Origin of the sequence: Vibrio agarilyticus (assembly GCF_012641465.1) — a bacterium.
Classification (GTDB): Bacteria; Pseudomonadota; Gammaproteobacteria; order Enterobacterales; family Vibrionaceae; genus Vibrio; species Vibrio agarilyticus.
In genome coordinates this window covers 34,402-53,490 of sequence record NZ_JABAIK010000023.1, presented here as the reverse complement: position 1 = coordinate 53,490, position 19,089 = coordinate 34,402, and the positions used below count along the sequence as shown (strand labels likewise).

Genomic DNA, 19,089 nt, shown 5'->3' with positions numbered 1-19,089 from the left:
GAATATGAAAACGCCCGCTAAAGCGTATGAATTAGCGGCTTAAGTTGTCCAATTTCGGCTGGGTCATTACAGATATCACGTATCTTGCGACAAGCGAAGGTTGACTATACTTGGCCGTTGCGTCGTTTTACCATTTCAAATCTCCTTATGGTTGAAGACTTGATCTTGTTATCCGTATTAGGTAATTAGAATGCGCGGTTTATGATATGCTTACGATGTTTTGCTATGAATATGTTCAAACAATGCGACTGTGGAGCGCCTTGCCAAAAGGTGAAGATGAAGAAAGCGAATTGGAACGATGATTATAGGACAAGAGTCTTCCTTGGGTTATAGATACATCGAAGTATGATCCTGCCCTGACCTCACTTGAAGTTACAGTGGTATTGATTCGCACTCAAAAACTTTATCGCAAAGTTCAGATTTTGTTCGCCTGCCGCCAATCTGCATCTTCAAGTTTTGGGATATAGATAGGCTTAATTTAAGCATTAGTGCGCACGCTTCAATCTCCGTAACCGATTGAAAAACCTAAAATAAAGAACAATAAGATAAAATCTATTTTGGGTTAATAGATATTGGTAAATGGAAGCCCAAGCTTGCTTATCTTTGCCACACAAATAAGTATCACCATTTTCACTGATTATACAACTGAGACAAGTAGATATTATCTCATATGATTGGATATGAGCTAATGCTTTTCTTGGTGACAATGTCGCGTTTCTTCTGATATAGCCAACAATTTTTTTCTGAGTCATAAATATTTTGATTTCGTTTGTAATCAACGGATGTGACAAAATCTGTGACAATATATTCAGCCCGTCCTCAATTGCTTTTCCACTTTTGGTCACAGATGTCGAATGTGCTAATCTGTATAAGTATAGGGGTAAGTCAATATGGCGAATTGTTCCAGCAAATGATAATGATAATGGTGTAAATAAAGCATCTTCCGCTGTCATATATTCAGGGAAACGTATGTTATTTTCTCTTAAGTAATCTATTTTATAAATTTTCTTACATGCGCTTTCTGCTAATAGCAACGACTCAATAGGGGTAATCGATTTAAATGATTTTTTTTCTAAAAGCGATGATATATTTGGAGCATCTGAAAACCGACTGTCAAGACAGGAAACAATATTCGAATTAGTGTTTATAAGTTCCGTCAACATAAGCTCTATGAATGATGAATGCCATGCGTCATCACTATCTAAAAAACTAATGTATTCACCAGAAGCTAAACTTAAGCCACGATTTCTAGCACCACCAGCACCTGAGTTTATTTCCATCTGCTCAATACGAACTGATGGATGCTTTCCATATAAATCCTGAACACGCTGATAACTATCATCTATCGAGCAGTCATCAATGATAATGATTTCTATATTATTGTAGTTCTGATTTAGCACTGATTGAATACAATCTTCAATAAATCGACTTGTATTGTACATTGGTATTACTACAGACAATTTTGAGTGATGCATACAGCTAGACCTCTTGCATACGACGTATAATTACAAAAAATACAATATGCACTCTTAGTTAGCACTTGTCTCTAAATTTTTGATGCACGACAGTTCTTATTGAAATGTAAGCGGTTAATGAACCAGTAAAGTCTTACTCAGATCCACTAATTTTCACGTTCCACGGTATAAGATCCGACACGTCATCTGTCGGGCTACGCCTTGGTAACTCAGTGAACAGCTGCTGGAAGTAATAATACGGATTTATATCGTTAGCACGACAAGTCATCACCGGGCTATACAAGTTTGCACTGGCGTTTGCTCCGCCGACCGAAGTTGAGAACATCCAATTTTTTCGCCCCGTTGTGAACGGTCTGATATCTCGCTCAGTCATGTTGTTGTCGATACTAATATCACTATCTTCTAGATAAGTGAGTAGTTTAGGCCACTAGTTAATAGTATAGGCAATGGCTTTTCCGAGTAACCCATTTAGTAGAACGTGTTGATCTTCAAGCCACTGCTTGAACTCATCTAAAATGGGCTTGGCTTCTTCTTGTCGTAGTGTGTGGCGAGACTCAGCATTGAGTCCTTCTGCCTTCTTTTCTACACGATATAATTTGCTAATAAAGTTAAGCGCCTTCTCCGGCTTACCCGCTTTTTTCGATGAGGACGCTTTTTGGCCATCGGTAAACTTTTGCGCACATGCGCCATACAAGCAGCTTGAGTCACATTTTCAAGCTTGTCGTATGCGCTATAGCCATCCGAGAGTAAATCGGCTAAAAAGTTTTGGACGCACTGCGCACTGCGGCTCGGTTTTCATCGCATCAATGATGATTTGCACTTTATTGCCAGAGGGGCATATTGCCATTATTTAATACCCTTTATCAACTTCAAATGCAGCAAACGAACAAAACCCCATCACATCGATAAACCATGTGATGGGGTTTATGAGTTCAGGTCAACGGCCCTGTAACTTTAGGGAGAACGAGAGCTTTTCTAGCAGATTTGTCCTGCGCCAATAATCATATCACTTGGGTTATCGATGGTCGCTTGAGCAACGAATCTTAAACCTTCAACAATGGTTTCAAGTGACATGGTTGCTTGGTTTCCCAATGTATCTTGCTCAGGCAATAGTGGAATGTGAACGAAACCATGCCCAATTTTTTTATCGCGCAGGTAGTGCTGCACACCATAGAAAAGGTGGTTACACACGAATGTACCCGCGGTATTAGAGACCTGACATGGAATACCATTTTCTTGCAAAGTGCGTGAAATCGCTTTGATCGGAAGCGTCGTAAAATACGCATCTGGTCCCTTTGCAATAATCGGCTCATCAATAGGCTGATTACCGCCATTATCTGGTATACGGAAATCGTCGACATTAATCGCCACACGTTCCGGCGTAATGGCGGTGCGGCCGGCAGCCTGCCCTACGGTAATAACATAATCAGGCTGATGCTGTTCAATAGCATTTACCACGGTGTCTATCGATTCAAAACGCGTCACTGGAACTTCACAAACGACAATTTTGCCACCAACCAATTCAACGCCTGCAAGTCGTTTTACTGCCTCTAATGCGGGGTTAATTGACGCGCCACCAAAAGGTTCGAATCCGGTTATTAGTACTTTTTTCATCTGTTATCTCAAAAAGCAAAGCTGTACATCAAAATAATATTAAACGTCAAAATAACCAGACCAGGAATAATCTGCATTAGAATCACGTGGTGTTTATTTTTCAATTCAAGTAAAGCGGCTGGCACAACATTAAAGTTTGCTGCCATTGGTGTCATTAACGTACCGCAAAAACCAGAAAGCATGCCCAAGACACCAATGATGGCCGCATTACCATCTTGACCAAGAATAAGAAGCGGAATTCCAATGCCCGTCGTGATCACCGCAAACGCGGCAAAGGCATTACCCATCACAATAGTAAACACGGCCATACCAATGCAGTACGCCATGACTTTAACAATGAGCATATTCTCCGGAATGAACATCTGCACGATAGCCGCGACCGTTTCGCCCACACCGGCTTTATTGAACAGATAACCTAATGCCGCTAGGAACTGGGATAAAATTGCCGCCCAGCCAATTGAATCAATCAATCTTCTGCCTTCATTTAGGCTGTGAATCGGGCGGCTTTTGGTAATGACTAGCGCCACCAAAATCGCCACAACTGAACTGAGACCTAGGCCAATCAAGGCGCCCAAATCCGTTAGTTGACTAATACAGACAGTCCCAAGAGGCACCACAAGCGCCGGAATAAACAGTTTATTCTTCAAAATGCCTGCACTTTGTTTACGCTGCTCTTCGGTCGTTGTGCTGTAATTGCCCGTTCCCATGAATCCAGCAGCCGCAAGGCCCGTTAGCGCTAGCACCATCACACCCGTGATCCAATGTGGCATCATCGCACCGAAAAGGAATGTCACGCCGTAGATTAACCAAAATAAGCCATTGCCCACTCGTTTTGGATTGTCTTTGTCGAGAAAACTCTGCAACGAAAACGCTATCAACAGTAAGCCTGTCGCTTGATATACATACTCCAACATGACTTATTTCTCCTCAACAACATCGGTTGCGGTTTCGCGTTCATTCACCTGTGCACTGATACCGCGAACATACACACCAAACACGAGCATTGATGCAATGGCAGTAGGTAATGCCCATAGCGCCATTGTCTCAAGGGCGACATCAAGTTGATTATCCGCCATTACACCTTTAATAAGCAGCAATCCTCCGGTACCGACAAACAGCAGCTGACTAAAAAAGTTACCAAAGTTTTCACTTGCTGCTGATAGCGCGCGAATGGACTGTCGCTTGCTTTCAGTCAGGTTGGAAGACGACTTTTCCTCCGCCGCTTCGGCCATTGGCGCAATAAGAGGTCGGATCATTGAGGGGTGTCCACCGATATTGAGCCCCATGCCATTGGTTATTTTACGCATCAATAGGTACGTCATAAGGATCTTGCCGATCGATGCTTTTTTCATCGAGCCGATCATCACTTCGGCACGTTGACGCAAGCCGTAACGCTCTAAGATACCAATCATTGGCAATACCAATATAAACAATGACATGTACCGATTTTGCGTAAATGATTGTCCAAGTGCAGATAAAATATCCACCAGTGGAATATTGGCGACAAATCCCGTCGCTACGCCCGCAATCAAGATCACCAAAAGCGTGTTTTGTTTTAATGCTAACCCGAGAGTGATAATAACAATGCCAATCAATGGCCATAAATCAATCATTCACATATCCTTAAATTTAAATCGTCGTTCTTCCCACTTTATTGAGGCGGTCAAGAGCCAAACAACGTGACGTCATTGACTAGCAACACTCGAACAATGCCTCTGCGCATAGATTCACGTTGTCAGCGTCTAGTGCCATCGTTGTGGTTCTCACACTAATGTCGACTTATACCCAAACAACTTGAAGATGCAGGTAGGCGACCAGCGAACAAAGCCTCTGAGCACTTCGTGAACATAGATAAACTATGTGATGAGGTTTGTGAGTACCCGTCAACACCCCTGCAACTTCAAGTGGTCCGGGTATATACCCGTTCCACTTAAAATAGTTCGACATATACGAAAACGTTTACATTAGTAATTTGAGTATATGAGACGATTTTTACGTGCTTCAAATCAATGTTTCTATAATGACCAATACATTAATTTATCAATATATTTTTACTGTTTGCTATATAAATTAATTATCTTTTGTGAACGAGAATGAACAGATAAGGAAAGCCGCGTTGAGGTGACTTAAATATACCTAAACGACTTTGTCGTTTCAGGTAGGTTTGTGGGAGATGTGTACAATACAGAGGCTTTGGTGGGTCGTTGACCTACATAAAAGCTGTTAAGGCAGCATAAAGGATCCATCTCTCAACAAGCACTATTGTGCTTTTGTGCCATCCCCAGTATTCTCCGAGACCCATTTAGGAGTGACTCATGAATCGCAAAAAACGGATCAACCAAATCCTCAAAGCAAAGCAGAAAAAGCAAAACTCGAAGTTGCATAAAAGCAATAAACCCCGTTATGTCTCAAAAGCAGAGCGAGCGCAGTTAGAGGCTCAGCAAGACACCAATGAGGCCCTCGACTCTGATGCTCAAATCGAGTCTATCGAAATCAGTCCAGATTCTGATATCTAAGCGTCCTGACTTCGAGAAATTACCCCAAATACCCTCTGTTCACTTTGCATCGTTAACTCTTTGACCACCAAACTTCGTACAGGTAGCTAGGATCTCCAAGTGACCTCAAGATGCCGATTCAGAGCCGCGCATCTTGAAGCCATTTGGGTATAACAATGCCTTGCCGTCTGCTAAGTGTCTTCGACATGAAACATGAGGTATAACGATATTTGGAGTAACTATGCTTCCATGTTCCCCAATGTGGCATCGCGCGAGATGCCAATTTCACGCGGTTAGTAAGCGACCCAAACAGGCCGCCTTTTTTTTCACGCAGCACGCGTTTAAATCGACGTGCCTTGTGGCCCTTGCCCTATTGACGACGGCTTTGAGTTCGCACTCAAATGCTATGCCCTATTCCGACCCTTATCACCAGCCACAATTTGAGTGGCACCACCGTGCCATTTTCTATTTTACGCCCGCGTACGATGACCTTGTTGACCAACTTGAGTTAGAAGCCTTGATGCATCACTGCTACCTGCGTGAATTGGACGTCATTGTACTCATCATTAAGAAAGACGGGCAAACCAAGCCCGATTGGATAGGCCACGCATTTGATATCCGCACCTTACACCGCTACTTTGAAATCGACACTGACCGGCACACCGCCGTCTTGGTAGGTAAAGATGGTATGGAGAAATCGCGCTGGCACGATAGTGTTGACTGGCCCGATATGCGATACGTGATCAATCAGACACCAAGTCGCCAAGCAGAGCTACGGGCGGCTCCTTACCTGCGAGGTCGTTGTGAAATGTAGCGTTACGAATACGAAAAAACCAGCCGAAGCTGGTTTTTTCTGAAAATGGAGGCGCCTCCCGGAGTCGAACCGAGGTCCACGGATTTGCAATCCGCTGCATGGCCACTCTGCCAAGGCGCCTGAATGTCGCGCAAAACAAAAGAAAATGGTGCCCCGGGCCGGACTTGAACCGGCACGACTCGAAAGTCGAGGGATTTTAAATCCCTTGTGTCTACCAATTTCACCACCAGGGCATTGGCATCATTTTCCGTTATCACTCACCGCGTGGTGTGCTTTGCCGTGACAACGAGGCGTACTTTAACTGATTTGAAATTTGGGTCAACAAATTATTTCTCATCAGAAGATCAAGTGCTTAACTTAGCAGCAAATGAGAGAATATTTGCGCGACTTGGTGATTTATCCATCGACAATCACGCAGTATGACCATCGCTTACTGATAAAACGATTTTTCCAATATGCTGCTTACTACCAAATGCCTCTTGAGCTAACCCGATCTCTGCCAATGGGTATGTTTTGGCAACCAACGGGCGAATGTGTCCCTTCTCGATACGCTGGATTAAACTAGCAAACACGCCTGTTTCGAGCTGGGTGCAACCATAAAAGCGCAGATCTTTCAAATACAGCGTGCGAATGTCTAGCTCCACTAGTGCGCCACCAATCGCTCCAGCGACTGCATAGCGACCACGAGGCTTAAGCACATTGAGAAATTGTGGCCACTGCTCACCGCCAACCAAATCAATAACAACATCCACGCTATTGTCTCCCAGCGTTTGCTGCAGCGACCTATCACGCAGCACAATCTCGTCGGCACCTAATTCAGTAAGAAGACTGGCTTTACTCTCACTGGTTATTGCTATCACTTTCGCACCACGCGCTTTCGCAAGCTGGATTGCAGCCGATCCAACCCCGCCAGATGCGCCTGAAATTAACACAGTATCGGTGTGATCCACTTGCGCGCATGTCAGCATATTTTCAGCAGTTGAATAAGAACACGGAAAAGAGGCTAACTCGATGTCGGTTAATGACGAATTGACGGCATAAGCGTGGGCGCTATCGATAACCGCATATTCAGCAAAACCGCCATGGCACTCTGAACCAAAATACCAAAAACGTTCGAGTGGCTGACCATTAAACTGAGTTAAACATGGCTCAACTAGCACACGCTCACCAATTCGCTTTGCATCAACCTCGGCGCCAACTTCAACAATAACACCGCACACATCAGCGCCTTGAATCAAAGGAAACGTCAACGCCTTGCCGGACCAAGATGCATCGTCACTTTCGTTACTTTTTGAGTACCATCCTGTGCGAGTGTTGATATCAGTGTTATTCACACCTGCTGCGCTCACTCGAATGAGTACTTGTTGAGCACTTGGCGTTGGCCGAGCAATATCTTCTCGGTACTCAAGTTTTTCAATATCGCCATGACCGGTTAAATAGACGCCTTTCATCAAAGGTGCGTTCTCAATTGCCATTATTAACTCATCCTACATTATTAAATTAATTCATTATTACGGTACAACAAAGCGATCGCCTGTTTTGCGGACTCTACAGCGGCTGAGCCATAAATAGGCCACGTACTCGACATCCCCTCAAGGACTAAAAAAATCGCATCTCCAAGCATAGGATTGCCAGATTGGCTTATCACAAAGCGTTTAACCTGCCACTTATGCTGTTCGACTCGTTCACTAATGGTTTTATCAGAGGGAAAAGCAGCAAGCGCGTTAGAATAGAGGCAGCCATGAGGCGCAAATTCCTCCATCCACCAAGCGAGTTTCGTAATAATATCGATAATTGCTGGATAGCCTGGTAACGGTGCATCTTGCAATAACAGATTCACATAGCGTTGGTGGCGATATTCTAGAGCCGCAACAATCATTGCTTCTTTTGATGGGTAATACTTATACAAAGTGCGCAGGCTAACTTCGCACGCATCTTTCAATTGATTAACACTTGGCTCAGCAAACCCATATTGGCTAAATGCCATCTCCAAACGGCTTGCGATCACATTTTTCATGGAAAAAATATTATTTAGGTAAAATAAACACTCTACCAAAGTAAAGTGATCATTCTACCTTGTCAATGGAAATGATTGCTGATAAATAAACTAATAAAAATGAACCGCGATAATGTGATGCACATAATAAAAAAAGATCTTGTTTATCGGTATCTTAGGTTCGTTTGAGGGAATACTGAATAGCCAAAATAATGGCAACCGTCATTATTTTGTAAAGGTTACCAAACAAAATAAGTTAATTAGTGATTAACGACAAAGTTTCGATTCTAACTCTCGTCCGGTTTATTGACTCTTTGCTGTTTTGACCTAGACTCAGCGTTGGCTAGAAAGAAAGTTCTTTGTTCTACACATTTCGATGGATTACTTGTAAATCCCCGTCCTGTTGTACGCAATAGCAATTTATTTTTCCACGCTATCCGCGCCAATTTGGCACTGTTTAAAGATATTTTAGGAATTTACTATGTCTAATACCGTAACTGGTACCGTGAAATGGTTTAACGAAACTAAGGGCTTTGGCTTCATCAAACAAGAAAATGGACCAGATGTTTTCGCACACTTTTCTGCTATTCAAGGTGACGGCTTCCGCACTCTAGCTGAAGGTCAGAAGGTCGAATTCGTGATCTCTCAAGGTCAAAAAGGACCTCAAGCAGAAAACATCACTGTTGTGTAATTTCTGTTGAATATTCCTTAAAATAGCCAGCATTACGCTGGCTATTTTGTTTATACCCAAGTAACCTCAAGATGCGAGGTTCAGCGAGAATGACTTGGTTTGTCAGTGAGGCGAGGATTTGAAGATTGAGTGGCTCTCAATCGAAAATCGTCAACAAAGCTGATGAACAAAGACAACTCGCCCTTCGGGAGCCGATCACTGAACTGATGGCTGCGTTAAACAACTTGAAAATAGACTGGCTATTTCGCTACGTTGTTTGCCTTGCTCTCAGCCCAGTGAGTCGGCTCTGAATCCTGCATCTTGAGGTCACTTGGGTATATGTATGAACATTCTTGAATCTCAACTGTGCCACATCGGCGCTGATCGTCTTTCGATAGTCACCGACTATCCCGATGCATACCATCTGTTTTGTTCTCGTGAATCACAGCTCTACGCCAACACCTGTGAGAGAAAACCCGAGACCTCACCCCGTCTGCACCTATTGGGCATTTTAACCAAAACACACCTTGAACTTTCGTGCATGGTTGAGACCCATCTCGATTCGCGACGCGAATTGAAACGCGCCCTAACACAAAGCATTGCACAACATCATAATAAATTTCATGACGTGCAACTTGAAGAGTTAGCGCTTATCACCCATTTATGGCTTTATGTTCAAGGGTATTTACACATGGACTTTAGCTTAGCCAACGATCATGCCGCCAAATGCGCCAGTCTTATTGCTCAGATCTGCAATCTAGACCAACATCAGCAGCGTACAAACTTTATGGCCAGTTTTTATCACGGCCAGCATGCTGCTCCTTCATCAACATTATCACTGTTTAAACGCTGGCTAACGTTCTGTTTTGGGTCCAACAGACCCTAAAAATCATTACAAAACATTAACGTTTAGTGGTGTGAGGTCGACCCTATTGGTAGGATTTGGAGAGATTCCACTAGGAGGTTATATGAAGTTGATCCGCTCTGTTCTGGGGAAAGTCATTTTACTTAGCGACGCACTCTTTTCGCCGCGCGGCATTACACGTGATTCAGAACATCAAAAACGCATCGATGAAAAAGCGAGCCATTATGCGCTGTACCAGTTCGAGGCTTGCCCTTTTTGTGTCAAAGTGCGTCGCGCACTCAAACGCCAGTCGGTGGACATAGAGTTAAGAGACGCCAAAAACAACGTACAATTTCGCCAAGAGCTTGAAACACAAGGTGGCAAAATCAAAGTGCCCTGTTTGCGAATTGAACAAAATGGGCACGTTGAATGGCTGTATGAATCGAATGATATCGTTGCATTCATCCAACGTGAGTTTGTATAACAACACTTAGCGTTGCGGCACAAGCAGCACCAAATCAACGCGGCGGTTACAGGTACGCCCTGAGTTGGTTTGGTTGCTACAACTTGGTAAATATTCACCAAATGCTCGAGTAAATAACCGCGTGATTGGCATTTTCCCTTGCATCAAGATTTGTTTGACCATTTGAGCACGACGCTCTGACAGTCCATCGTTGTAACGATTTCTTCCACTATCATCAGTATGGCCATTAATCACAATTTCAACCTCCGGCTGCGTAGACAGATATTCGGCTAAGCTTAATAACCAACGTCTTGAAGGCTCGGAGATTTCGCTCGAATTTGTTTTAAAGTGAATCCCTTCGGTCAAATGAATCATCAAATATTGCCCTGACAAAATTTGATAATGCCACCCACGCCTAGCTAGTCCATGCTCCAAAGATTGTAGCTGCGACAACGCATGAGTAGGTCGCGGCTGGCCAATCACAATTCGCGTTTCCGTACGCTCTTCTATCACTTGCAGCTGTGGCTCTCCCCAGTTGGGGTGTCGCAAAAGTTGGCTATCTTCAGGAGCCACATCGAGCATGCTGTAGCCAAAGTTGGTCGACTGGCAACCAACCAATATAAATGTCGCACTGAGCGCACCGAATCTCTTCAACATGTGATACCTACGAAACCCGAACCTTTTATACCCAAGTCATTCTCGCTGAGCCGCGTATTTAGAAGTTACTTAGGTATAACGCTGCAGCGTCTACTAAAAAGTGAAGACGCATTTCTAGTGAGTATACTATCGGCAGCGCGCTTTGAATCTTTAGTGGCTCGGGATCACACAAGCGCGAATTCAAGTGCAGAGCTGCAACACCAATTCCCCCTCGAGTGACTCAACAATCTCAGTCCTTTAACAAAGTAACAGTTTTCCGAGCTGTCTATACGCGCTAAACTTCAAAGATTATCGATAGATAGAGATTTCTTATGTTACATACCATTCGACATTCCTTCTTGGCGCTCATTGCTGGCATCATGCTAACTGGCTGTGAACCTGCCCAAGAGCCCAAGATCAGCACACCAAAACAAGGTGAACAGTATGTGCTTTTGCCTCAAACATTAGACGGATTTGAACTTGCTCCCGTTACCGAGGTGTTTTCGTTGATTTGTGGCCATTGCCGTACGTTAGAGAGCATGATTCCTGAACTGCAAAATGCCACAGGGGAGACCTTCGGCAAAATTCCAGTGACTTTTAATCAAAATGCGCAAGTTGCCGCGATCATTTATTACACGGCAGTACTGCAGATCGGTGGCGTTCCCGATCACGCTCTCATGGAAGATCTGTTTGCAGCAGTGCAAATGGGCAGTGAATTTACTCAAGCAGAAAAAGAACAAGCGTTAAATAAAGTGTTCACCGAACGTGGGTTACAAACGCCCTACACACTCACCGATGAGCAGAAAGAGGTTCTTTTTGAAATGCTTGCGCGAGCGGATGTGATCACAGAACAAGCTCAGATAAATTCAGTGCCGACATTTATTGTCAATAGCAAATATCAAGTGTTGCCCTCAGCTCACACCAGCAGTGAGCAAATTGCGAATACCATTTCTTATTTATTGTCTCAGCCATAATTACACGAGGTTTTTGTGTCTAAATTTATTTTTCCCTTAATCATCTTTGCTCTTGCGGCATTTTTTATCTATCGCACATGGACGAACCACAAATCCGCCGAGATTAATTTGCAACAAGGACAAACCTTCCTTGCCTCCAATGCAAATCAAGAAGGCGTCGTCACAACCGAAAGTGGGTTGCAATATCTTGTGCTTAATAAAGGGGACGGTGAAATAAACCCAACCGCGACGAGCCGTGTTAAGGTCCATTATCATGGAACATTGATTGACGGCACTGTCTTTGACAGCTCTGTCGAACGAGGGGAGCCAATCACCTTCGGTCTAAATCAAGTGATTCCAGGTTGGACTGAGGGACTTCAGCACATGGTTGTAGGCGATAAAATGCGTTTCTTTATTCCAAGCCAACTTGCCTATGGCAAAAACGGAGCAGGGCCTATTCCACCTTCTGCCACGCTCATCTTTGATGTTGAGTTGCTTGGCATCGAATAATATTGATACCCGTGCTATTTATACCCAAGTAACGTTAAGCAGGACGGTTACTTGGGTATCACGATGAGTGTTACTTTATATAAGGATGGAACACCAAGGTCTCACCTTCAACCATAAAACAATCCATTCCAGCCGCGTGAGCGGCTTGTAATCCGAGCTCGGTATCTTCAAAAACAGCGCATTGTTCTGATGGTAAATTGAGTTGCTCAGCGGCTAACAAAAAGGTGTGAGGATTGGGTTTATGTTCAGTCACATCACTTGCTGTCACAACAGCATCAAAAAATGACAACAGCTGAGATTTTTCAAGTAATTTCATCGCAGATTCGCGCAAACTGCCCGTACCAACTGCGAGTTTTTTCTCTCCAACGTATTTTCGCACAAGCTCGCAGGTCACTCGAATGCAATCCCCGTGATCCTCCATCGCACTAAATGTCGCCATTTTATGCTGCGCGACCTGTTGAGGGTCGAGATCAAGACTAAAGTGTTTATTCATTTCGACCACGATTTTGCTACTCGGCATTCCGCCCCTGGCGTGAATCCATGCTTTATCACATGGAATATCAAAAACCTCCATGGTTCTCGACCAAGCTTCCAGATGAGCTGGCATGGTATCAATCAAAGTGCCATCCATGTCAAAGATCAATCCTTGATAGCGGGAAAAATCCAGCGCTACACCATTAAAGTCATCGTTCATACGTCTCTCCAACACAATTTGCTTGAGGGTAACAAACTTTATCCATAGAAACATCTACCTATCTTTATTGACGATGCGCTAATATGAATCATCTATTGTTCAAGGACGGGGAAACATGAACACAGTGAATAGTAAATGGGCCAAACGCTTTTATCAGATGGCGGAACTGGTCGCTTCTTGGAGTAAAGATCCATCAACGCAAGTGGGTGCTGTCATCACCAAACACAATCGCATCGTATCAGTCGGCTTTAATGGTTACCCACATGGGGTGGATGATAGCGCCGAAACCGATGATCGCGAATTGAAGTACCTTAAGACGTTACACGCTGAAGAAAATGCCATTCTGTTTTCCAAACGAGATCTTGATGGTTGTGACATTTGGGTCACTCATTTTCCCTGCCCTAACTGCGCGGCAAAAATCATTCAAACTGGCATCGCGCGTGTCCATTGCCCTGAGCAAAGCGCGGATTTTCTTTCGCGTTGGGGTGAAAAAATCTCGATTAGCCAAGATATGTTTCAACAAGCGGGAGTTGAAATTTGCTGGCTACCATTAAGTGAATTAAATACTTAGAATTGCGTGTGCAGGAGCACCGTCACGGTGATTGAAGCTCCTGCGCTAACTCCATCCATTCCGTTACTTGCTTACGATAATAGGCCCACTGTTTTTGCGTCATACTGGTTGCGAACAACGTAAGATTATTGATGAAAAGTTGACGATTATAATCAAGAGCTTGTCGCAATTCAGTTGAATATAACGCATCGGCATTGTAAAGCAGCTGGTCGATTTGCGCCTGTTTTAAGCTCGGGTCGGGTTCGGCTAACATCGCGGCTAAATAGCGTAAATAAGCTTGACGATAAGCCGACCAAAACTCGTTCGTCACTAACATCTCATTTGCCCACGCTTTAAGCTGGCTTTTTTGCGTTGATGTCAACGTACCGACCCACTCCTCCGTACGCTCTTGCAGCTTCTCATAATAGCTTTGACGAATTTCGTCTTCACTTTTATCAATATATTCATCATCTTTCTCTTTATGAGCCACAGCAATATTTTTGAGTAACTCAAGCTTCTGTTCATCGGTTAACGAAATGGTCAAGTCACTTACGGTGGGCGCGGCATATTGCACCAAACGCCACCAATGCTGCTCGAATTTGCGTTGTTGCTGAATCAAATAGAGATCATTGATCGCTTCAGGTTGAACCGCTCTAAGTTCTGAAAGATGGGCATAATATTGAGGCAACTCACTGCGACGATGCCACTGCTGCATGTTTTGCAATTGCCGCTGTAACTGTGACTCTTGTTCGGCGCTGAGCGACACGTAATCTTCAATGTAGTCAACGCCAAGCCAATCGATGTTGTTGTACACAAACTGTGTAGCACATCCACTCAGCAACAATAGTGACATAAGTGCGGTGACGATTCGAGCCTTCAATATAGGAGGTCCTCCTCGCACACGTGAGTATTGCCACATGCCGATCCTATTTGCAACGGCAGATAAATTGGCTGCACTCATTCGCCCCAATTTATCTATGTTCATGAAGTGCTCATGGAGTTTCATTCGCTTGCCACTACCTGTTCTCAAATTGTTTAGGTATTGAAGACAATTTAGCCGATTAAATCTGAGTTAGAGGAAATCCGACAGAAATTTGACAATATTTTTCCGCATCACATCTCATTATTTGGTATAATTTTTGCTTGATTTATACCTATTATTCGAGATCGGACAATCTTTGCCGCACACACGTTAAAGGTCAGTCTGTATCCAAATCGCCCTTCATCTTTAATGATAAAGGAGCTATTGCTTTATGAGGAAAGTCCATGTCTACAGCCGTTCAATTTGAACACAGTTGTGCGTATGAAATTCGTTACTTTGAAAATGGCGAAATGCAGACAATGACGGTGTTTGCCCCATCAAAGCAGGCTGCGCATGAAGCTTATCTTCAGGCGGGTAAATTCAATTGCGATCTTTTTTCTATTCGTCCGGATAGCTAAATCAATCACGTTGTTAGCGCTAACCATGCATTTGTCGCACTCACCAAAAATAGGCTCTTGGATCTCGCTCAATTTCCTCAAGTAAACACGACAGTTCAGCACTATTGGGTAAGTAAGGATAGGCATACCACATTGGTTCGTCACTGCCTGTTGCAACCTTACCCGGAATATAAAGCCACCATAAATGATCGCTTGGATGGTAAATAACTCGTGCAACAGACTCGCTGTATTCACTGTGTTGTGAGTCCAACAAGTAATGGGCTTTATAAAACTCAACCCCATGATCAATTGGCTCAAAATCGCACTTTCCCAGTTCAACCGCTGTATTCATATTGCGCCTATGACAAAGTGCGTCTGCGTCTCTGAGTAATCGACCGATGGCGATTTGAGTCACTGACATAGATTGGCCCCTTTCACTAGAGCGTATTGATCTTGCTGATAAGTATATACCCAAGTGACTTCAAGATGCAGGATTCAGAGAACAGCAGACAAAAACAAAAAAGAGCGCCATTGCGCTCTTAGTGGATCTCATGAAATGGTATAGTTAAAAGTGCAATTGAATCACCGAAGTCACAACCGCCGCCGGGCGACGCACTCCTTCAATCTCAACTTTAATTTCGCGTTCAACTTCAATGCCTTTCTTAATTGGCGTTACTTTAGTCAATCGGCTAACAGCGCGTAGATTATTACCAGCTTTCACAGGATAAGGAAAGCGAACCTGATTTAAGCCAATATTCACAACCAATTTTGCCGTGGGAAACAAGCTGTTCTCAGGGTCAACAGAATCGGTCAAGCGTGGCAACAAAGCCAACGTCAAAAAACCGTGAGCAATTGTCGTTTTAAACGGTGACTCTTGCGCAGCACGTTCAGGATCGGTGTGAATCCATTGCATGTCTTCAGTGACCGCGCCAAATTGATTGATCCGCTCTTGATCGACTAAGATCCAATCACCGGTGTGGATCACTTCACCCAGTTGCGCATTCAGCTCATCAAACAGAACTTGCGCTTCTGGTTTTAGTTCAATGACGGGCGCTTCCACCTCTTCATTTACTGCAGGCTGATGATGATCGCGAATCTTTGAGAACAAGCCACTATTTTGGGCTTTTTCTAAAAATTCGTGCCAATACTCACGCAAGGTTGGTGACATCCAACTGATCGACTCTGCGTGTTGCGACAAACGCGACTCAACTTTATCTTTCAAGAGATTGGTGACTTTCATAAAAACCTTACGAACATGGGCTGGTAACGGAAAAACTCACGACAATTTTGAATGAGTTCACATTCTGTTGCAAATACTTTCGGGCGAACACTTGTATTCTCAAAGATAAATAATCTTTATTTTCAACATGTTAGAAATAAAACACCATTTTATTAATCTTCAGCGATTGAGCTAGTCTACTTTGCCACTTGACCATTTTCGAAAAAGTTAATTCAAGTTTCATGCCCAAATTTATCCGCTTAAGCCGGACTGTTTGCTCCAAAAATGTGATCATGCGTTAAAATGTTTACTCTGCTCTTTTTCAGTCACATCAATACATGGCACATTTCTCACTAGATGATAAACGCCCTTCTGAAACCAGTTTCTATTCTTCATAGCCAAGAATTATATTGGTGTGATTAAATTTGTGTGAGCGACCTGAGTATGAGTAGCGCAAAAACCAGTGCTAACCCCGTTAACGAAAAGACGCTGCAGCTGTTAATGCAAGTCGCAGTAAATGACCATCCAGTGTCGGCTAAGACATTGAGTGAACAGCTCTCAGTGCCATTGAGTAGCCTGTATCGTCACCTAAAATTACTCAAAGAATGGAACCTTATCGAAGAGAGTGCGAACGAGAAAACCTTCGTTGTTGGCCCCGCTGCACTTTTATTAATGCGCAGCTATGACACCAAGCAGCACAGCTTAGAAATGGTCGAAAGCATTCTTGCGCGTCTTTCTCAACAGACGGGAGAGCTTGCTGCGTACATGGTGCCTGTGGGCTATCGCGCACTTTGCGTTCGTCAAAAAGAAAGTATGCAAGCACTACGATGCAGCTATGTTCAAGGTCAAAGTCAGCCACTACTGCGGGGCGCATCATCAAAAGTCATGTTGGCTTTTATGCCAGCAGCACGCTGTGAGAAAATTTTGCGCCACTTTGGCGAAGCTGCGCGCTTGGATAAATGGCAAGAAGAGCTCGAAACCATTCGTCGCAATGGCTATGCCGTGAGTACATCAGAAATCGACCCTGGCGTCTCTGGGATCAGTGCTCCTGTCATGAAGGGGAGCAAACTCATTGGCGCAGTATCGGTGATGGCACCGGCGCATCGCGTTGAGTCAGATAAACAAAGGATCATTTTGCACGTGCTGCAAGCGGCGCGTGCTTTACCACCGGAAAGGTAGCGCATTATGTTTGGTTTTATTGGTCATTATCGTAAAAAACTGTTTAAGTCTGCGTCTGCGCGAACAGCTCCCTACTGCTTTATTATCGCGTCACAGCAGCTTCACTCCATGGGTCGTTACGAATACGACAAAGCAGATCAAAGCCTCGAAAACGCCAATGAATGGCTCTTGCGTCACCCCCATATGCGTTCATCGTATATTGGCCATTTTGCGCATGATGCCGTACAAAATGGGGCGCTAATAAACGCAGTGCAAAAACATGCCGCAGATCAAGCACTGGTGGTCATGCTGACCAATAGCAGCGAAACCATGCTCTCGCTTCTGCCGAGCCTTATGTCAAACATCGAGCTAGAGGCAGGGTTAATCCACATTGGTCATAGAATGCCTCTTGAGGCGACTCTTGAAGTCAAAGTTGGTTCAGCCTATCACTTTGCCCTTTCGAGATACTCTAAGGCTCGAGCATTTTTCTGTGGCTTACAAGAGCCAAGGATAAGTTCAGTAATGCGTGACTACGCTGAAGATCTTGATTGCCATTGGCTCACCGACTCTGAGTTTCAACTGTTACATAAAAGCCGAGTAAAACAACATATCGCCCACATTCTCGAACACAGTGAGCGTATCATTGTCACGTTAGACTTAGCTTCTCTGGTGCCCTCGCATTCAGTGAATATTGAACCCAAGCTCGATTTAAATTTAGCACTCGCGACACTCAGCCAATGTATTGACAGTGGTAAAGTGGCCTTGGTCCAACTGGTCGGCAACAATGATGACCTGATTTATTCAAAAGCGTGTCGCGCTATTATCGACGAACTGCATTTGCGTCTTGCGCTACCGACGCCACAAGCCAGTTAAATTTTGTAACGTTATACCCAAGCACCTTCACGTTGCTTGGGTATACATGACGCCGTCCAACGTTCTTCCAAGCCGCTCAAACCACCAGCGAATCGCGTCTTTGGCATCATCTAACGAATCAATCATCGTTGAAAAATCTTTATTGCCTGCTTGTCTATCAATCACGGCAAACAAGGGAGCATCGGTCTGCGCGTCACTCACTAGTAACTCAATGCTCGCAGCTCCCACATTGGTATGCTCTCCTGTCGCCAGTTTTGAGATAGCTGAAATGCCAAGACCAAACGGCAACACACTCGACGTGACCGCCAAAATCGGATTGGGGGTTTCTACGTTACTCAAAGCCACTTGCAAGCGCAAAGTTCGGCCGGTAGGTGCCTTCACGACGGATTTGTATTGAGCGACTTTATTGTGAAGTTGCTGCTCTGTAAATTGGATCAAAGCGGCAATTTCATCAGCATCAAGCTCCTCACTTGCGCTCTTTTCCGCTTTCACCACGATAATCGGCTCGATGATCACCGTGTCGTACTTTGCCAATTTGTTTGCTAAACGCTCAGGCTCGCGTAAGCCAACACGCGCCCAAACGTGGTCAACCCCATCGCGTGGACCAGGCCAAAAATCACTGTATTGGGTAAATTGAGTCGCTGCAAAACGCGGTGCACTCGAGCAGCCAACGAAAATGACCATGCATAAACATGTCAGGACCCCG

General features: G+C 44.2%; 23 protein-coding genes, 2 tRNA genes and 1 pseudogene. 11 read left to right on the top strand and 15 right to left on the bottom strand.

Annotated features, from left to right (window positions below; translation table 11 throughout):
- Positions 1 to 485: 485 nt before the first annotated feature.
- From HGP28_RS17120 to HGP28_RS17100, 5 genes and pseudogenes are all read right to left on the bottom strand, one after another.
- The gene (locus tag HGP28_RS17120) at positions 486 to 1,475 is read right to left on the bottom strand and encodes a glycosyltransferase family 2 protein (protein WP_168837676.1); all 990 of its coding nucleotides are present in this window, start codon (positions 1,473 to 1,475) and stop codon (positions 486 to 488) included.
- A 133-nt stretch (positions 1,476 to 1,608) separates the two neighbouring features.
- Positions 1,609 to 2,267: pseudogene (gene tnpC / locus HGP28_RS17115) on the bottom strand (IS66 family transposase); the annotation flags it as partial.
- Between the two features lie 183 nt (positions 2,268 to 2,450).
- Positions 2,451 to 3,089: a pyroglutamyl-peptidase I gene (pcp, locus tag HGP28_RS17110; protein WP_168837675.1), complete on the bottom strand. Its 639-nt coding sequence runs from the start codon at positions 3,087 to 3,089 to the stop codon at positions 2,451 to 2,453.
- 8 nt (positions 3,090 to 3,097) lie between these two features.
- Positions 3,098 to 4,003: a DUF979 domain-containing protein gene (locus tag HGP28_RS17105; protein ID WP_168837674.1), complete on the bottom strand. Its 906-nt coding sequence runs from the start codon at positions 4,001 to 4,003 to the stop codon at positions 3,098 to 3,100.
- A 3-nt stretch (positions 4,004 to 4,006) separates the two neighbouring features.
- A complete protein-coding gene (locus HGP28_RS17100; RefSeq protein WP_168837673.1) occupies positions 4,007 to 4,702 on the bottom strand; it encodes a DUF969 domain-containing protein in 696 nt (231 codons plus the stop codon).
- Between the two features lie 702 nt (positions 4,703 to 5,404).
- Here HGP28_RS17100 and HGP28_RS17095 point away from each other — a divergent pair.
- Together HGP28_RS17095 and HGP28_RS17090 are read left to right on the top strand one after the other, a co-directional pair.
- Positions 5,405 to 5,605 (top strand): DUF2986 domain-containing protein, encoded by a 201-nt coding sequence (locus HGP28_RS17095; RefSeq protein WP_168837672.1) that lies wholly within the window; start codon positions 5,405 to 5,407, stop codon positions 5,603 to 5,605.
- A 220-nt stretch (positions 5,606 to 5,825) separates the two neighbouring features.
- Positions 5,826 to 6,398, top strand: a complete 573-nt coding sequence (locus HGP28_RS17090; RefSeq protein WP_168837671.1) for a DUF4174 domain-containing protein — start codon at positions 5,826 to 5,828, stop codon at positions 6,396 to 6,398.
- Between the two features lie 46 nt (positions 6,399 to 6,444).
- On the opposite strand, the gene HGP28_RS17085 is transcribed toward HGP28_RS17090, so the two are convergent.
- The 4 genes from HGP28_RS17085 to HGP28_RS17070 form a co-directional block, all read right to left on the bottom strand.
- Positions 6,445 to 6,518 (bottom strand) — tRNA-Cys (locus tag HGP28_RS17085).
- Between the two features lie 26 nt (positions 6,519 to 6,544).
- Positions 6,545 to 6,631: transfer RNA gene (locus HGP28_RS17080), tRNA-Leu, on the bottom strand.
- A 177-nt stretch (positions 6,632 to 6,808) separates the two neighbouring features.
- Positions 6,809 to 7,873, bottom strand: a complete 1,065-nt coding sequence (locus HGP28_RS17075) for an alcohol dehydrogenase family protein (RefSeq protein ID WP_168837670.1) — start codon at positions 7,871 to 7,873, stop codon at positions 6,809 to 6,811.
- Between the two features lie 20 nt (positions 7,874 to 7,893).
- Positions 7,894 to 8,415 carry a TetR/AcrR family transcriptional regulator gene (locus tag HGP28_RS17070; protein WP_168837669.1) on the bottom strand — a complete coding sequence of 174 codons (522 nt, stop codon included), beginning with the start codon at positions 8,413 to 8,415 and terminating at the stop codon, positions 7,894 to 7,896.
- A 460-nt stretch (positions 8,416 to 8,875) separates the two neighbouring features.
- Here HGP28_RS17070 and HGP28_RS17065 point away from each other — a divergent pair, with 460 nt between their 5' ends.
- The 3 genes from HGP28_RS17065 to HGP28_RS17055 all read left to right on the top strand — a co-directional run bounded on the left by HGP28_RS17065 (position 8,876) and on the right by HGP28_RS17055 (position 10,392).
- Positions 8,876 to 9,085: a cold-shock protein gene (locus HGP28_RS17065; RefSeq protein ID WP_168837668.1), complete on the top strand. Its 210-nt coding sequence runs from the start codon at positions 8,876 to 8,878 to the stop codon at positions 9,083 to 9,085.
- Positions 9,086 to 9,407: 322 nt separating this feature from the next.
- Positions 9,408 to 9,950: a hypothetical protein gene (locus HGP28_RS17060; RefSeq protein WP_168837667.1), complete on the top strand. Its 543-nt coding sequence runs from the start codon at positions 9,408 to 9,410 to the stop codon at positions 9,948 to 9,950.
- Positions 9,951 to 10,032: 82 nt separating this feature from the next.
- A complete protein-coding gene (locus HGP28_RS17055; RefSeq protein ID WP_168837666.1) occupies positions 10,033 to 10,392 on the top strand; it encodes a glutaredoxin domain-containing protein in 360 nt (119 codons plus the stop codon).
- A gap of 6 nt (positions 10,393 to 10,398) precedes the next feature.
- Here HGP28_RS17055 and HGP28_RS17050 read toward each other — a convergent pair whose 3' ends face one another.
- Entirely contained in the window at positions 10,399 to 11,028 is a 630-nt protein-coding gene (locus tag HGP28_RS17050; protein ID WP_168837665.1) for an OmpA family protein, read from the bottom strand.
- A gap of 311 nt (positions 11,029 to 11,339) precedes the next feature.
- On the opposite strand from HGP28_RS17050, the gene HGP28_RS17045 reads away from it, so the two are divergent.
- Together HGP28_RS17045 and bamJ are read left to right on the top strand one after the other, a co-directional pair.
- Positions 11,340 to 11,981: a thioredoxin domain-containing protein gene (locus tag HGP28_RS17045; RefSeq protein WP_168837664.1), complete on the top strand. Its 642-nt coding sequence runs from the start codon at positions 11,340 to 11,342 to the stop codon at positions 11,979 to 11,981.
- A gap of 15 nt (positions 11,982 to 11,996) precedes the next feature.
- Positions 11,997 to 12,470, top strand: coding sequence for a BamJ family beta-barrel-assembly machinery protein (gene bamJ, locus HGP28_RS17040; protein WP_168837663.1), 474 nt, complete (start codon positions 11,997 to 11,999; stop codon positions 12,468 to 12,470).
- Between the two features lie 70 nt (positions 12,471 to 12,540).
- On the opposite strand, the gene HGP28_RS17035 is transcribed toward bamJ, so the two are convergent.
- On the bottom strand, positions 12,541 to 13,164 hold the full coding sequence (locus HGP28_RS17035; RefSeq protein ID WP_168837662.1) for a beta-phosphoglucomutase family hydrolase: 624 nt from the start codon (positions 13,162 to 13,164) through the stop codon (positions 12,541 to 12,543).
- Positions 13,165 to 13,288: 124 nt separating this feature from the next.
- Here HGP28_RS17035 and HGP28_RS17030 point away from each other — a divergent pair, with 124 nt between their 5' ends.
- On the top strand, positions 13,289 to 13,735 hold the full coding sequence (locus HGP28_RS17030) for a deaminase (protein WP_168837678.1): 447 nt from the start codon (positions 13,289 to 13,291) through the stop codon (positions 13,733 to 13,735).
- A gap of 22 nt (positions 13,736 to 13,757) precedes the next feature.
- Here the strand turns inward: HGP28_RS17030 and HGP28_RS17025 are convergent, their stop codons facing one another.
- Positions 13,758 to 14,699, bottom strand: coding sequence for a DUF6279 family lipoprotein (locus HGP28_RS17025; protein ID WP_168837661.1), 942 nt, complete (start codon positions 14,697 to 14,699; stop codon positions 13,758 to 13,760).
- 281 nt (positions 14,700 to 14,980) lie between these two features.
- Between HGP28_RS17025 and HGP28_RS17020 the strand changes: the two genes are divergently transcribed.
- Positions 14,981 to 15,154, top strand: coding sequence for an RNA helicase (locus HGP28_RS17020; protein ID WP_168837660.1), 174 nt, complete (start codon positions 14,981 to 14,983; stop codon positions 15,152 to 15,154).
- Between the two features lie 40 nt (positions 15,155 to 15,194).
- Here the strand turns inward: HGP28_RS17020 and HGP28_RS17015 are convergent, their stop codons facing one another.
- Positions 15,195 to 15,554, bottom strand: a complete 360-nt coding sequence (locus HGP28_RS17015) for a DUF3024 domain-containing protein (RefSeq protein WP_168837659.1) — start codon at positions 15,552 to 15,554, stop codon at positions 15,195 to 15,197.
- A 144-nt stretch (positions 15,555 to 15,698) separates the two neighbouring features.
- Positions 15,699 to 16,373, bottom strand: a complete 675-nt coding sequence (locus tag HGP28_RS17010) for a MaoC family dehydratase (protein WP_168837658.1) — start codon at positions 16,371 to 16,373, stop codon at positions 15,699 to 15,701.
- A gap of 423 nt (positions 16,374 to 16,796) precedes the next feature.
- Here HGP28_RS17010 and HGP28_RS17005 point away from each other — a divergent pair, with 423 nt between their 5' ends.
- On the top strand, positions 16,797 to 17,531 hold the full coding sequence (locus HGP28_RS17005; protein WP_168837657.1) for an IclR family transcriptional regulator: 735 nt from the start codon (positions 16,797 to 16,799) through the stop codon (positions 17,529 to 17,531).
- A gap of 6 nt (positions 17,532 to 17,537) precedes the next feature.
- Positions 17,538 to 18,383, top strand: coding sequence for an arginase family protein (locus HGP28_RS17000; protein WP_168837656.1), 846 nt, complete (start codon positions 17,538 to 17,540; stop codon positions 18,381 to 18,383).
- A 27-nt stretch (positions 18,384 to 18,410) separates the two neighbouring features.
- Here HGP28_RS17000 and HGP28_RS16995 read toward each other — a convergent pair whose 3' ends face one another.
- Entirely contained in the window at positions 18,411 to 19,067 is a 657-nt protein-coding gene (locus HGP28_RS16995; RefSeq protein ID WP_168837655.1) for a DUF3313 domain-containing protein, read from the bottom strand.
- Positions 19,068 to 19,089: the final 22 nt, after the last annotated feature.

Bases quoted from the DNA above. Each gene is read 5' to 3' on its own strand.
- pcp (WP_168837675.1), bottom strand. From the start codon at position 3,089: ATGAAAAAAGTACTAATAACCGGATTCGAACCTTTTGGTGGCGCGTCA.
- HGP28_RS17005 (WP_168837657.1), top strand. From the start codon at position 16,797: ATGAGTAGCGCAAAAACCAGTGCTAACCCCGTTAACGAAAAGACGCTG.
- HGP28_RS17050 (WP_168837665.1), bottom strand. From the start codon at position 11,028: ATGTTGAAGAGATTCGGTGCGCTCAGTGCGACATTTATATTGGTTGGT.
- HGP28_RS17065 (WP_168837668.1), top strand. From the start codon at position 8,876: ATGTCTAATACCGTAACTGGTACCGTGAAATGGTTTAACGAAACTAAG.
- HGP28_RS17120 (WP_168837676.1), bottom strand. From the start codon at position 1,475: ATGCATCACTCAAAATTGTCTGTAGTAATACCAATGTACAATACAAGT.
- HGP28_RS16995 (WP_168837655.1), bottom strand. From the start codon at position 19,067: ATGGTCATTTTCGTTGGCTGCTCGAGTGCACCGCGTTTTGCAGCGACT.
- HGP28_RS17035 (WP_168837662.1), bottom strand. From the start codon at position 13,164: ATGAACGATGACTTTAATGGTGTAGCGCTGGATTTTTCCCGCTATCAA.
- HGP28_RS17045 (WP_168837664.1), top strand. From the start codon at position 11,340: ATGTTACATACCATTCGACATTCCTTCTTGGCGCTCATTGCTGGCATC.
- HGP28_RS17060 (WP_168837667.1), top strand. From the start codon at position 9,408: ATGAACATTCTTGAATCTCAACTGTGCCACATCGGCGCTGATCGTCTT.
- HGP28_RS17105 (WP_168837674.1), bottom strand. From the start codon at position 4,003: ATGTTGGAGTATGTATATCAAGCGACAGGCTTACTGTTGATAGCGTTT.
- HGP28_RS17020 (WP_168837660.1), top strand. From the start codon at position 14,981: ATGTCTACAGCCGTTCAATTTGAACACAGTTGTGCGTATGAAATTCGT.
- HGP28_RS17100 (WP_168837673.1), bottom strand. From the start codon at position 4,702: ATGATTGATTTATGGCCATTGATTGGCATTGTTATTATCACTCTCGGG.
- HGP28_RS17055 (WP_168837666.1), top strand. From the start codon at position 10,033: ATGAAGTTGATCCGCTCTGTTCTGGGGAAAGTCATTTTACTTAGCGAC.
- HGP28_RS17000 (WP_168837656.1), top strand. From the start codon at position 17,538: ATGTTTGGTTTTATTGGTCATTATCGTAAAAAACTGTTTAAGTCTGCG.
- HGP28_RS17015 (WP_168837659.1), bottom strand. From the start codon at position 15,554: ATGTCAGTGACTCAAATCGCCATCGGTCGATTACTCAGAGACGCAGAC.
- HGP28_RS17070 (WP_168837669.1), bottom strand. From the start codon at position 8,415: ATGAAAAATGTGATCGCAAGCCGTTTGGAGATGGCATTTAGCCAATAT.
- HGP28_RS17090 (WP_168837671.1), top strand. From the start codon at position 5,826: ATGCTTCCATGTTCCCCAATGTGGCATCGCGCGAGATGCCAATTTCAC.
- HGP28_RS17025 (WP_168837661.1), bottom strand. From the start codon at position 14,699: ATGAACATAGATAAATTGGGGCGAATGAGTGCAGCCAATTTATCTGCC.
- HGP28_RS17010 (WP_168837658.1), bottom strand. From the start codon at position 16,373: ATGAAAGTCACCAATCTCTTGAAAGATAAAGTTGAGTCGCGTTTGTCG.
- HGP28_RS17075 (WP_168837670.1), bottom strand. From the start codon at position 7,873: ATGGCAATTGAGAACGCACCTTTGATGAAAGGCGTCTATTTAACCGGT.
- HGP28_RS17095 (WP_168837672.1), top strand. From the start codon at position 5,405: ATGAATCGCAAAAAACGGATCAACCAAATCCTCAAAGCAAAGCAGAAA.